10 protein-coding genes are annotated in these 13,351 nt (G+C 71.9%); 8 read left to right on the top strand and 2 right to left on the bottom strand.

What is annotated here, in order from left to right:
- The first annotated feature begins 2 nt into the window (after positions 1–2).
- Genes AB0I29_RS14680 through AB0I29_RS14670 form a run of 3 tightly spaced genes read left to right on the top strand, consistent with a single transcriptional unit; the run spans position 3 to position 3,138 of the window.
- Complete coding sequence (locus AB0I29_RS14680) at positions 3–1,184, top strand: outer membrane lipoprotein carrier protein LolA (protein WP_357482476.1); 1,182 nt, start codon at positions 3–5, stop codon at positions 1,182–1,184.
- Positions 1,181–2,242, top strand: coding sequence for an ABC transporter ATP-binding protein (locus AB0I29_RS14675; protein ID WP_357482474.1), 1,062 nt, complete (start codon positions 1,181–1,183; stop codon positions 2,240–2,242). The genes AB0I29_RS14680 and AB0I29_RS14675 overlap by 4 nt, the downstream gene beginning before the upstream one ends.
- Positions 2,239–3,138 (top strand): hypothetical protein, encoded by a 900-nt coding sequence (locus AB0I29_RS14670; RefSeq protein ID WP_357482472.1) that lies wholly within the window; start codon positions 2,239–2,241, stop codon positions 3,136–3,138. Before AB0I29_RS14675 ends, AB0I29_RS14670 begins: the two co-directional genes overlap by 4 nt.
- A 78-nt stretch (positions 3,139–3,216) precedes the next feature.
- On the opposite strand, the gene AB0I29_RS14665 is transcribed toward AB0I29_RS14670, so the two are convergent.
- Positions 3,217–4,599 carry an MFS transporter gene (locus tag AB0I29_RS14665; protein WP_357482470.1) on the bottom strand — a complete coding sequence of 461 codons (1,383 nt, stop codon included), beginning with the start codon at positions 4,597–4,599 and terminating at the stop codon, positions 3,217–3,219.
- A 281-nt stretch (positions 4,600–4,880) separates the two neighbouring features.
- On the opposite strand from AB0I29_RS14665, the gene murA reads away from it, so the two are divergent.
- From murA to AB0I29_RS14650, 3 genes are all read left to right on the top strand, one after another.
- Positions 4,881–6,197 carry a UDP-N-acetylglucosamine 1-carboxyvinyltransferase gene (gene murA / locus AB0I29_RS14660; RefSeq protein ID WP_285107274.1) on the top strand — a complete coding sequence of 439 codons (1,317 nt, stop codon included), beginning with the start codon at positions 4,881–4,883 and terminating at the stop codon, positions 6,195–6,197.
- 142 nt (positions 6,198–6,339) lie between these two features.
- A complete protein-coding gene (locus tag AB0I29_RS14655; RefSeq protein WP_357482467.1) occupies positions 6,340–7,068 on the top strand; it encodes a lysophospholipid acyltransferase family protein in 729 nt (242 codons plus the stop codon).
- Positions 7,065–8,093, top strand: coding sequence for an NAD(P)H-dependent glycerol-3-phosphate dehydrogenase (locus AB0I29_RS14650; RefSeq protein WP_357482465.1), 1,029 nt, complete (start codon positions 7,065–7,067; stop codon positions 8,091–8,093). The genes AB0I29_RS14655 and AB0I29_RS14650 overlap by 4 nt, the downstream gene beginning before the upstream one ends.
- Before the next feature lie 4 nt (positions 8,094–8,097).
- Here AB0I29_RS14650 and AB0I29_RS14645 read toward each other — a convergent pair whose 3' ends face one another.
- Positions 8,098–8,805: a hypothetical protein gene (locus AB0I29_RS14645; protein WP_357482463.1), complete on the bottom strand. Its 708-nt coding sequence runs from the start codon at positions 8,803–8,805 to the stop codon at positions 8,098–8,100.
- A gap of 149 nt (positions 8,806–8,954) precedes the next feature.
- Between AB0I29_RS14645 and AB0I29_RS14640 the strand changes: the two genes are divergently transcribed.
- Both AB0I29_RS14640 and AB0I29_RS14635 read left to right on the top strand, forming a co-directional pair.
- Positions 8,955–11,381: a glycoside hydrolase family 95 protein gene (locus AB0I29_RS14640; RefSeq protein ID WP_357482461.1), complete on the top strand. Its 2,427-nt coding sequence runs from the start codon at positions 8,955–8,957 to the stop codon at positions 11,379–11,381.
- Between the two features lie 52 nt (positions 11,382–11,433).
- Entirely contained in the window at positions 11,434–13,347 is a 1,914-nt protein-coding gene (locus AB0I29_RS14635; protein WP_357482459.1) for a right-handed parallel beta-helix repeat-containing protein, read from the top strand.
- The last annotated feature ends 4 nt before the right edge of the window (positions 13,348–13,351 follow it).

Below are 13,351 nucleotides of genomic sequence, written 5' to 3'. Positions count from 1 at the left end.
ACATGAGGCCGAGGACGAAGGCGCTGGTCGCCGCCGGGTCAGGGATCGCGGTCGGGCTGGGCGGGCTGGCGCTGACCGCGCTGCCCGCCGGAGCGGACGACGATCCGGTGCTCCCCGCGATCGACGCGGAGCAGCTCGTGACCTCCGCGCTGGAGGCCACGCCGCCCGCGTTCGACGGCGTGGCCGAGGTGAGCAACGAGCTCGGGCTGCCCGCCGTGCCCGGGGCGGACGCCCTGGACTTCGAGTCGGTGCGGGTGTTCCACGACGGCGCGGAGTCCGCCCGGGTCCAGGTCGAGCGGCCGACGTCGGAGCTGACGTTCGTCAAGAACACCGACGAGGCGTGGGCCTACGACTCGCAGGAGAACAGCGCGCGGCAGCTCACCTGGGACGACGCGGACCTCGCGGCGGCCAGGGAACGGGCCGGGCAGCACGCCGCGAAGCAGGGCCACGCCGAGGCGCGGATGGCGGACCCGGCGCAGGCGGCGACCGAGATCATCGAGCAGCTGCGCCCGACCAGCGACATCGTCGTGGACGGCACGGCTCGGGTCGCCGACCGCGCCGCGTACGAGCTCGTGCTGACGCCCAAGCCGACGGAGAAGACGCTGCTGCGCGAGATCACGGTGGCGATCGACGAGCAGACGCGCGTGCCGCTGCGGTTCGACGTGTATGCGAACGGCAGGTCCGAACCGGTCCTGTCGCTCGGCTTCGTCGAGTTCGAGGTCGGCGCGCAGGACGCCGGTCTGTTCGAGTTCACGCCGCCGGCCGGCGCCGACGTCGAGACCACCGACGCGGGTGACGTCGCGCAGGCCCGGGGCGAGCACGCGGGGGAGGCCGGCGAGCCGGGCGGCCCCGGGGAGAGCCTGACGACGGTCGGCGACGGCTGGGACGCGGTGCTGGTGGGCACGGTGCCCGCCGAGGCGCTGGGCCAGGACGTCGCCGGTGCGGGACCCGCCGGGAGCGAGGGGTTCCTCGGCGGCGCAGGATCGGCGGGAGGCGGGTCGGCGGGAGGCGAGCAGGACCTCGCCGGGCTCCTGGCCCAGATCGGGCAGCCGGTGTCCGGGGAGTTCGGCTCCGGCTCGTACGTCCGGATCGCCGTCGGCGGCGCGATCGTCACCGACGACGGCCGGGTCGCGGCCGGCGCGGTGCCCCAGCAGGTGCTCGTCGACGCCCTGGACCAGCAGTGACCGAACCAGCAGTGATCGCAGGCTCGGCGGGCGCCGTGGCGGCGCGGACGCGGGGCCTGCGCAAGGTCTACCGCGGCACGGTCGCCGTGGACGGCGTGGACCTGGAGGTGCCCGAGGGCGCCGTGGTCGGGATGCTGGGGCCCAACGGTTCCGGCAAGACGACGACCATCCGCATGCTGCTGGGCCTCGTCCAGCCGACCGAGGGGGAGATCGAGCTGCTGGGCGTCCCCGTCCCGGGGGCCGCGGACCGGGTGCTCCCGCACGTCGGGGCGCTCGTGGAGGGGCCGGGCTTCCACCCGTTCCTGTCCGGCCGGGAGAACCTGCTGCGGTTCGCCGCCGCCGAGCCGCTGCTGTCCGGACGGGAGCTGGACGGCGCCGTGTCCGCCGCGCTGGAGCGGGTGGGCCTGACGGGCGCCGCCCGCAAGAAGTACCGCGCGTACTCGCTGGGCATGAAGCAGCGGCTGGGGCTCGCCTCGGCGCTGCTGGCGCCGCGCAGGCTCGTCGTGCTGGACGAGCCCACGAACGGCCTCGACCCGGCCGGTACGCAGGAGGTGCGCCGGATCATCGCCGAGCTGCACGCCCAGGGGGTGACGGTGCTCGTCTCGTCGCACCTCCTGGCGGAGGTGGAGGCGACCTGCACCCACGTCGTCGTGCTGAACGCGGGCGTCGTGGTGGCGCAGGGCCCGCTGGACGACCTGCTGGAGTCCGGCAACCCCACGCTGCTCGTGGTCACCGCCGACGGCGCGGCGGCCGCGGCGGCCCTGCGCGACCACCGGGTCACCGCGTGGCTCGCCCCGGCCGGCGTGCGCGTGGATCTTACGGACACGACGCCGGCGACCGTGATCGAGACGCTGGTCCGGGCCGGGGTCCGGGTCGACGAGGCCCGGCGGGAGCGCACCGGGCTGGAGGACGTCTTCGCGCGGCTCACGCACGACCTCGGGGAGGCCTCGGGCGAGCGCACCGCCGCCGAGCCCGCCACCGACCAGCCCGCCGCCGAGCCCGCCACCGACCAGGCCGCCGGAGCCCGGCCCGCACCCGACCAGGAGCCGGTCCGATGACCGCCCAGGCCACGGTCGCGACCCAGGAACCGGCGCCGGACCGCCTGCGCGCCCCGGTCGGCCGCCTGCTGCGCGCCGAGCTGCGGTGGATCTTCCGGCGTCCGCGGACGCTGGTGGTGCTGGGCCTGCTCACCGTGCTCCCGGTGATCACCGGGGTGGCCGTCGACCTGACCGCGAACGGCGGGGCAGCCCCGGCCACGGGCGGACCCGGCCCGGACGGGCCCGGCGGGGAGCCGCCGATCTTCGTGACCATGGCCACCAGCGCGTTCGTGCTGCCGCTGGGCTCGCTGATGACGCTGCTGATGCTCCTGCTGCCGCTCACGGTGGCGATGGCGGCGGGCGACGCGCTGGCCGGCGAGCAGTCCCACGGCGCGCTGCGCGGCTGGCTGCTCGCACCCGTGGCCCGCGGCCGGCTGCTCGTGGTCAAGGCCGTGGGCGTGCTGGTGGTCGCCCTGGTCGCGGCCACGCTCGTCGTCGCGTCCGGCTTCGTCACCGGGCTGGTCCTGGCGGGGGCGGACAACCTGGCGTCGATGTCCGGGACGGAGCTGTCCCTCGGGGAGGTGCTGGGGCGGCTGGCCGTCGCGATCGCCTGGGCGACGCTCTACCTGATGGCGGTGGGCGCGGTGGCGCTGGCGATCTCGGCGTCCACCGAGCACCCCATGCTGGTGGTGGTGAGTGTGCTCGGCGGGCTGATCGTGTCCGGGGTGCTGCTGCAGATCTCGGCCCTGGACTGGCTGCACCCGTACCTGCTGCCGCAGTCGCTGGGCAGCCTGGTCGACCTGATCCGGGACCCCGTGGCGACGGGCGGCCTGGGTGAGGGCGCGTTCCGGGCGCTGTGCTACCTGGTGATCGGCATGTCGCTGGCGTACGCCCGCCTCACGACGCGCGACGGCTGAGCGCACGAACGCCGTCGCGCACCCCCGTGCGGAAGGTGCGCGACGGCGTCGGCGGGAGAGGCGCGCGGGGCGCGGCCGTCAGGCCCCGACGTTCTCCGCGTAGTCCACGTCGCGCGTCTCGTGCGTCAGGAGCAGCGCGACCAGCGTGATCACGGCCATCGCCGAGAGGTAGACGCCCACCAGCACGGGGGAGCCGCCGGCCTCGGCCCACAGCCACACGGCGATGAACGGGGCCACCGCCGCGCCCAGCACGGAGGACAGGTTGTACGCGATGCCGGAGCCCGTGTACCGCACGTTCGCCGGGAACAGCTCGGGCAGGACGGCGGCCATCGGGCCGAACGTGAGGCCCATGAGCGTGAAGCCGAGGATCAGCAGGGTCTGCACGCCCACGTGGCCCGCGGCGAACAGCGGCACGAACAGCCCGCCGAACACGATGATCGCGACGGTCACCCAGATGAGGTGCTTGCGGCGGCCGAACTTCTCCGCCATCGGCCCGGACGCCAGCGTGAAGATGCCGAAGAACACGACGCCCACGATCAGCATCCAGAGGAAGTCGATCTTCTCGTACCCGAGGCCGGCGGGGGAGCCGTCGGTCGGGTCGGTCGGCGCGACGCCGTAGTTCAGCGTGAACGTCGTCATCAGGTAGAACAGCGCGTAGGTGGCCAGCATGATGAACGTGCCCGAGATGATCTGCCTCCACGAGGTGCGGAAGACGCGGGCCACGGGCACCCGGCTGACGGCCTCGGCCTCGAGCACCTTGCGGAACGCGGGGGTCTCGAGCAGCGAGAGCCGCACCCACAGGCCCACGATTACCAGCACGGCCGACGCGAGGAACGGGATGCGCCAGCCCCAGGCGGCGAACTGCTCGGGCGTGAGCGACGTGGACAGGGCGATGAACACCGTGTTGGCGAGGATGAAGCCGATCGGCGCGCCGAGCTGCGGGAACGTGCCGTAGATGGCGCGCTTGCCCTCGGGCGCGTTCTCGGTGGCGAGCAGGGCGGCGCCGCTCCACTCGCCGCCCAGGCCGAGGCCCTGGCAGAACCGGCACAGCACCAGCACCGCCGGGGCGGCCACGGCCCAGCCCGGCGTCGACGCGGCCGGGATGAGGCCGATCAGCACCGTCGCGACACCCATCGTGAGCAGCGACGCGACCAGCGTCGCCTTGCGGCCGATGCGGTCACCGAAGTGCCCGAACAGGACCGAGCCGACCGGCCGCGCCACGAAGGCGACGCCGAACACGGCGAACGACGACAGGAGCTGTGTCGTGGGGTCCTCGGCGTTCGGGAAGAACAGCGTCGGGAAGACCAGCGAGGCGGCCGTCGCGTAGATGTAGAAGTCGTAGAACTCGATGGACGTACCGATGAGGGAGGCGAGGACGACGCGGCCGCGAGGATTGCCGGCCGGCACTGTGCTCTCCCCGCCGCCGGGGGTCCCGGCGGTCGGCGCTGCGGAGGTGCTCATCCCGCGAGATTAGGCGCGCCGTCCGCCATCCGGGAAGTGCGTCTCGCGATGCGGATGGGGTCTTGACGTAGGCTGCCGACGGCGGCATGCGCGGGCCCTGTGGACGCGCGGCGTGTCGAACTGCGACCTGGTGCGTCGCGAGTGAAGGTGTGGTGAACGGTGAATACTCCCACCGGTTGCCGTGTTGGCACGACCGGCGGTGAGGGGCAGGATCGACCGGGCTCCCGGAGGCTCCGCCATCGGACATCCATCATCGGAACGAACGAGACGACGACGAGGATATGAACGATCTGCTGTATGTGAACGGCGGCAACCCGTTGACCGGGACCATCACCGTTCGAGGCGCAAAGAACTTCGTGTCGAAGTCCATGGTGGCTTCTCTGCTGGGGGAGACCCCGAGCGTGCTGCGGAACGTTCCGCAGATCCGTGACGTCAAGGTCGTCTCGGGGCTCCTGGACCTGCACGGCGTGAACGTCAAGTACGACACCGACGCCGGCATCCTGGACCTTGACCCGTCCAACGTCGAGTCCGCCCACGTGGCCGACATCGACGCCCACGCCGGCTCCAGCCGCATCCCGATCCTGTTCTGCGGGCCGCTGCTGCACCGCCTCGGCGAGGCGTTCATCCCGGACCTGGGCGGCTGCCGCATCGGCGACCGCCCGATCAACTACCACCTCGACATCCTGCGCCAGTTCGGCGCCGTCGTGGACAAGCGGCCCAACGGCATCCACCTGCGGGCGCCGCGCCGCCTGCAGGGCACCAAGATCTCGCTGCCCTACCCGTCGGTGGGCGCCACGGAGCAGACGCTCCTGACGGCGGTCCGCGCCGACGGCATCACCGAGCTCTCGGGCGCGGCGATCGAGCCCGAGATCATGGACCTCATCGCGGTGCTGCAGAAGATGGGCGCCATCATCTCGGTCGACACCGACCGCGTGATCCGCATCGAGGGCGTCGACCGCCTCGAGGGTTACACCCACACCGCGCTGAACGACCGGATCGAGACCGCCTCCTGGGCCTCCGCGGCCCTGGCCACGGGCGGCGACATCACCGTCAAGGGTGCCACGCAGCCCGAGATGATGACGTTCCTCAACACCTTCCGGAAGGTCGGCGGCCGGTTCGAGGTGCAGGACGACGGCATCCGCTTCTGGCACGCCGGCGGTGACCTCAAGTCCATCGTGCTGGAGACCGACGTGCACCCGGGCTTCATGACCGACTGGCAGCAGCCGCTCGTCGTCGCGCTCACGCAGGCCACCGGCCTGTCGATCGTGCACGAGACCGTGTACGAGAACCGCTTCGGCTTCACGGACGCGCTGCGCAAGATGGGCGCCACCATCCAGGTCTACAAGGAGTGCCTGGGCGGTCGCGACTGCCGGTTCGGCCAGCGCAACTTCCACCACTCCGCCGTCGTCTCCGGCCCGACGCCGCTCTCCGCGGCGGACATCGAGGTCCCGGACCTGCGCGGCGGGTTCAGCCACCTCATCGCGGCGCTGGCCGCCAAGGGGCAGTCGACGGTGCGCGGCATCGGCCTGATCGACCGCGGCTACGAGAACTTCCAGGACAAGCTGGAGGCCCTGGGCGCCGAGGTCGTCCGCGGCTGACGCCCTCCCGACGACGCCCGCACGGGTCAGACGCTCGGGCCACCCCGGTGGCCCGAGCGTCTGGCACGTCAGGGCGGGGGCGGGGTTCGCGGTTCGGCCGAGTATTCTTTCGGCCGTGTCCATCCCACGCCCTGAGTCACGCATGTATCGCTTCGTCGCGTTCATCGTGCGGAACCTCATGTTCGCGCTGTGCAAGTACGAGTGGAAGGGCGGCGAGAACTTCCCGGCCAAGGGCGGGTTCATCGCCGCGGCCAACCACGTCACGGAGCTCGACGCGCTGACGCTGGCGCACTACCTCTTCGACATGGGCCGTGAGCCCCGCATCCTGGCCAAGCGCGGCCTGTTCGACTCGCCGCTGACGGGGTGGGCGCTGCGGGGCACCAATATGATCCCGGTGGACCGCGACTCCACGAAGTCCGCCGAGTCGCTGAAGGACGCCGCGAGCCAGCTCGGCGACGGCGCCTGCGTGGCGATCCTGCCCGAGGGAACGCTGACGCGGGACCCCGACTACTGGCCGATGGAGGGCAAGACGGGCGTGGCCCGCATCGCGCTGACGACGCGCCTGCCGGTGCTGCCGGTCGCGCAGTGGGGCGTCACGGAGATCCTCGGCCGGTACAGCCGCGTGCTCAAGCCGTTCCCGCGCAAGAAGGTGACCATCCAGACCGGCACGCCCGTGGACCTGAGCGACCTGTACGACCGGCCCCAGGACACCGCCACCCTGCGTGAGGCCACGAGCCGCATCATGGACGCCATCACCGCCGAGCTGGAGCAGATCCGCGGGGAGGTAGCGCCCAAGCCGCGCTTCGACCTGCGCAAGCACCCCGACTACGAGGCCAAGATGACGAACTACCCGCCGGTGGAGCGCCCGTGAGCGCCGCGACGCAGCCCAAGGTCGCCGTGCTCGGCGCGGGCTCGATGGGCACCACCTTCGCGCTGGTCCTGGCCGACGCCGGGTGCGACGTCACCCTGTGGGGTCGCGACGCCGCGGTGCTCCACGCCGTCGAGACGACGCACCGCAACGAGAAGTACCTGCCGGGCGTGCAGCTCCCGCCGATGCACGGCACGACCGACCCGGCGGTCGCCCTGGCGGGCGCCTCCATCGTGGTCGTGTCGGTTCCGTCCCAGGTCGCCCGCGCCACGCTGGAGTCGATGAAGGGCCTGGTGCACGACGTCGCCGCGCCGGGTGCCGTCGTCGTCTCGCTGATGAAGGGCGTCGAGCTCGGCACGGACAAGCGCATGAGCCAGGTCATGGCCGAGGTGCTGGACCTGCCGGACGAGCGCGTCGCCGTCGTCTCCGGACCCAACCTGGCGCCCGAGATCGCGGAGCGGCAGCCGACGGCGACCGTGGTCGCCTCGCGCAGCGAGGCCACGGCCCAGCTCGTGGCCGCGGCCTGCTCGACCGGGTACTTCCGCCCCTACACGAACACCGACGTGGTGGGCGTGGAGCTGTGCGGCGCGGTGAAGAACATCATCGCCCTGGCCGCGGGGATGGCCCAGGGCCAGGGCTTCGGCTGGAACACGCTGGCGACGCTCATCACGCGCGGCCTCGTGGAGATCACGCGCCTGGGCCTCGCGCTGGGGGCCGACGCCGCCACGTTCGCCGGCCTGGCCGGCATGGGCGACCTGACGGCGACGTGCGCGTCGCCGCTGTCGCGCAACCACCGGCTCGGCAAGCACGTGGGCGAGGGGCTCACGCTGGCCGAGGCGATCAAGGCCACCGGGGGCACGGCCGAGGGCGTGAAGTCGTCGCAGTCGGTGCTGGAGCTGGCCCGCGCGCACGACGTCGAGATGCCGATCACGGCCGGTGTCGTCGAGGTGCTGGCCGGCAACCTGCCGTTGTCCGACCTCGCGGCGACCCTGCTCGCCCGGCCGCAGAAGTCCGAGGTCGCGGGCTGAGGGGTCAGTGCCGCACGTCGACCACGACGCGCATCGGGTCCTCCAGCAGGAACACGCGGAACGGGCGCTCGGCGTCGTCCACGCCGATGAACGCCGTCGTGTACCCCTCGAACCAGTAGCGGTACACGATCTCGTCGATCGACTCCGTGTCGGCGGGCTCGATGCGGTCGCCGGAGAACTCCTCGACCCCGCTGTCCGTCGGGATGGCGGTGCCGGACAGCGACACCCGCAGGATCGCGTCGCCGTCCACACGCACGGCGTCGCCGGATCCGTCGTCGGTCGCCTGGTCCACGTACTCGACGCGCCAGCCGGGCTTGCCGCTGCCCGTGCCGTCGAGGTCGAACACGACGCGGTCGTAGCCGTCGTGCGCGGCGACGCGCACGTCGGTGACGCTCAGGAACGTCTCGCCCTCACCGGAGGGCTCCGCGGTGTCGGGCTTCGTGTCCGCCGGGAAGGCCGGACCGGGCTCGGTCTCGGTGGCGGACGCGCTCGGCTCGGGCGCGTCGTCCCCGGCCTCGTCGTCCCCGTCCTCGTCTGACTCGCCCGACGACGGCGACGACGTCGGGTCCGCCTCCGAGCCAGGGGACACCGGCACGGGGCTGGTGTTGGTGAGCTCCGGCCCGTTCGTGCCCTGCGCGCCCGTGCACCCGGCCAGCAGCAGCGCCGCGCAGGCGGCGACCATCAGGGCTGTGCGGTGTCCGGCTCGTCCCATGTGCCCAGCGTAGGGCCTGGAAGGCGCGCGGGCCGGTCACGATCGGCCAACGGGAGCAGTCTGCACTCTTGACTTGTGATACATGTGACGTACTACATTTATCCCGCGTCGTTCAACGGTGATGACAAAGAGGACGAAGGAGTCGCTCGATGAATCCGATCACGCGAAGAGACCTCTTGCGCACGACGGGCCTGACCGCGGGGGCGTTCGCGCTCGCCGGGCACGCCCCCACGAGCGCGGCGGCCGACCCCGGGGGCGCCGACGCCCCGGAGACCAACCCGATGCGGCTCTGGTACACCGCCCCGGCCCAGGAGTGGCTGCAGGCGCTCGCCATCGGCAACGGCCGGCTCGGCGCCATGGTGTTCGGCGGTGTCGCCGCCGAGAAGCTCATGCTCAACGAGGACACCGTCTGGGCCGGCGGCCCGCACGACTACGCCGACCCGCTGGGGCACGAGGCGCTGCCGGAGATCCGGCGGCTGATCGGCGAGGAGAAGTGGCTGGAGGCCCAGCAGCTCGCGGACGAGCGGTTCATGGGCCGGCCGACGGAGCAGATGCAGTACCAGCCCGTCGGGGACCTGCACCTGGCCTTTCCCGGGCTGACCGACGACGTCACGGGTTACGAGCGGTCGCTCGACCTGACCACGGCGATCACGACCACGACGTTCGTGGCCGACGGCGTGCGCCACACCCGGGAGGTGTTCGGCAGCCACGCGCACCAGGTGATCGTCGCCCGGTTCACCGCGAGCGAGCGCGGCGCGATCTCCTTCGACGCCGGGTACACGTCGCTCCAGGAGACGTCGACCTACGCCCACGACGCCCGCACGCTCGCCCTGGAGGGCCGCAGCGGCGAGGCCGAGGGGCTGGAGGGCAAGGTCCGCTTCGTCAGCCTGGTCCGGGCGGTGCCCGAGGGCGGAAGCGTGACCTGCGACGACACCGGGCTGCGGGTGCGTGGCGCGGACGCCGTCACGCTGGTCCTGTCGATCGGCACGAGCCACCGCAACTACCTCGACGTGGGCGGCGACCACCTCGCCGCGGCGGTGGCCCCGCTGGAGCGGGCCACACCGCAGGGCTACGGGATCCTGCGGCGGGCCCACGTGCGCGACCACCAGGAGATGTTCGGCCGGGTCGACATCGACCTGGGTACCTCGGCGTCCGTCGACCTGCCGACCGACCAGCGGGTCGCCGCGTTCCGCGACGGCCAGGACCCGCAGCTCGCGGCCCTGTACTACCAGTTCGGCCGGTACCTGCTGATCTCCAGCTCCCGCACGCCGGGCCAGCCGGCCAACCTGCAGGGCCTGTGGAACGACCAGATGCTGCCGCCGTGGCAGTCCAAGTACACCCTGAACATCAACTGCCAGATGAACTACTGGCCCGCCGGGCCGGCGAACCTCGCAGAGTGCTGGCAGCCGCTGTTCGCGATGATCGAGGAGCTGGCCGAGTCCGGCGCGCGGACGGCGCAGAAGATGTGGGGCGCCAAGGGCTGGGTGGCGCACCACAACACCGACCTGTGGCGCGGGTCGGCGCCCGTGGACTTCGCGTACTACGGCGTCTGGCCCACCGGCGGCGCGTGGCTCTCGCTGCTGTTCTGGGAGCACTACGAGTACACCGGCGACCTCGACGTGCTGCGGGAGTACTTCCCGGTGCTGCGCGGGTCCGTGGAGTTCTTTCTCGACACCCTCGTCGAGGACGCCGCCACCGGCTACCTCGTCACCAGCCCCTCGCACTCGCCCGAGCTCAAGCACCACGACATCGACAACGTGGGCGTGAGCATGTGCGCCGGCCCGACCATGGACATGCAGATCCTGCGGGATCTGTTCACGGCGTTCGACAAGGCGTCGGCGGTGCTCGGCCAGGACCGCGAGATGGCCGCCCAGGCGCTGGCCGCGCGCGAGCAGCTGCCGCCCAACCAGATCGGCTTCCTGGGGCAGATCCAGGAGTGGCTGATCGACTGGGAGGAGGCCGCGCAGGAGACGAGCCGGCACGTCTCGCACCTGTGGGGCGTGTTCCCCAGCGACCAGATCACGCCGCGGCGCACGCCGGAGCTCGCCGCGGCGGCCGACCGGTCGCTCGAGCTGCGCGGACCCGCGGTCACGGCGGGCTGGTCGCTCGCGTGGAAGATGAACATCCGTGCCCGGCTGCTCCAGCGGGACGGCGTGTACACCCACCTGAAGCAGCTCCTCTCGCCCGGCCGCACCGCGCCCAACCTGTTCGACCTGCACCCGCCGTTCCAGATCGACGGGAACTTCGGGGGCACCTCGGCGATCAACGAGACGATCGTGCAGAGCCACTCGGGCGAGGTGTGGCTGCTGCCGTGCCTCCCGGCGGCCTTCCCGACCGGGCGGGTCCGCGGCCTGCGTACCCGGGGCGCCTTCGAGCTGGCCGTCACCTGGCGCGACGGGCGGCTCCGCGGCGCCCGGGTCCAGTCGCTGGCCGGCAACACGATCCGGCTGCGCACCGAGGGCCGGGTCCGCGTCTCGGGCCCCGGCGGCCCGGTCGACGTCGAGCGGCCCGAGGAGGGCCTCGTCGTCTTCCGGACGCGCCGCGGGGCCACGTACGTCGTCGAACCGCAGGCCTGACCAGCCACTCCTACCGACCACCCGCAAGTAGCACACCGAGGAAGGGACATCGATGTCCAGGAACTGGATACAGACGAGCACCGTGGCGGTCGCCGCGGTGAGCCTGGTCGCCGCCATGGGCGGCGGCGGGATCGCGTTCGACCGCCTCGCCGGCGCGGCGGCCGACGCCGCTGCCGCGGTCTCGGGCGGCGGGTGCCCGCAGCTCTACGTCTCCCCGTCGGGCGACGACCGGGGCAAGGGCACGGCCAAGGACCCGTTCAGGACGGTCGAGGCGGCGCGCGACCACATCCGCGAGACGGGCCTGAACCGGGACGGCCGGCAGCGGTGCGACATCACCGTGAACCTCGCGGCGGGCGAGTACCCCGTCACGGAGACCATCGGCTTCACCGAGCAGGACTCGGGCGGCGGCGGCCATCAGGTCGTGTACCGCAGCAGCGACGGCCCGGGTGCGGCCAACCTCGTGGGCGCCGAGGAGGTCACCGGCTGGGAGCCGTACCAGGACGGCATCTACAGGACCCAGGTGGATCCCGACGAGCAGTTCTACACCCTCTTCGAGGACGGTGAACGCTCCGAGCTGGCCCGGTATCCCAACCGCGGCTCGGAGGACACCCAGGGCCCGTACCTGTTCTCGCGGCTCGGCGAGCCCGAGAAGGAGGCCGTGCACCAGTGGCTGTACTGGGAGGACGGCGACTGGGATCCGGCCTGGGACGACACGGCCGACAGCAACCCGCTCAAGGACGCCCAGGTCACGCTGTGGTCCGGCGGGTCGTGGAGCTGGTTCACCGACATCGTGCCGATCGGCGGCGCCGACTACCGCAAGGGGTTCGCGACGCTCGACAACTGGGCGCGCTACGCCCTGGTGAACAGCCGCAGCGGGTCGCGCTACTTCATCCAGAACGCGCTGCCGTTCCTGGACCAGGCGGGCGAGTACTACATCGACCGTGAGGCCGGGGAGCTGTACTACAAGCCGCGCGGCGACATCGACGACGTGACGATCATGAAGCCCACGGTCACCAAGGTCATCGACGTCAAGGGCGCCACGCCCGAGCAGAGGGCGCACGACATCACCTTCGACGGCCTCGGCATCCAGTACTCCGACTTCGTGAGCTGGTACCGCTCGGGCTGGATCAGCGCGGGCGACTCCGGCGAGGAGCACAAGTACCCCGAGTACGACCGGCAGATCGAGATGCCGCGCAACCGGTTCGGCGCCGTCACGCTGGAGAACACCACGGGCATCACGCTGACCGGCATGCACGTCCGCGACACCGGTTTCATGGGCGTCTACGCGCTGTTCGCCAACGACCACCTGACCGTCGAGGACAGCCTGTTCGAGAACCTGGGCGCCGACGGCATCAAGGTCGAGGGCGGCTGGCCGGGCGAGGGCGACATCTCGCACCACCACACCTTCCGCAACCTCTACATCCACCACGTCGGCGAGCTCGTGCCCGGCGATGCCGCGGGCATCGAGCTCATGGGGACCGGCGACAACCTCGTCGAGCACGTGAACGTGCGGCACTCCGCGCGGTACGGGATCAGCCTGGAGTCCCGGCCCGAGGTGGTCGACGGCGACCAGTACACCGACCACAACACGTTCCGGTACATCCGGATCGACGAGGCGGGGCTCGACTCCGGCGACATGGGCGCGTTCTACACCTACGGCGTGGACAACCAGGACCCGTACCCGGTGCAGAACACCGTGGACCAGATGGTCATCGGCGACGTGCTCCCCGACCCGGTGGGCGAGATGCCCGACAGCGGGACCCGGGGCATCCACATGGACGCCGGTGGCTGCGCCTTCTCGTTCAGCAACGTCGAGGTGGGCGCCACGACCGACCAGTCGTACCAGTCCTACCGGTGCAACGAGGTGAGCAACGGGAACTGGGAGGAGGACTTCGACGCCTCGCTGATGGAGTACGACAAGATCGGCGTCACCGACGCCTTCCCGTACCCGGTCCCGGAGTCCTGACCGT

Source organism: Promicromonospora sp. NPDC050262, from assembly GCF_040655935.1.
Classification (GTDB): Bacteria; Actinomycetota; Actinomycetes; order Actinomycetales; family Cellulomonadaceae; genus Promicromonospora.
This window is presented reverse-complemented; position numbering and strand designations above follow the sequence as displayed.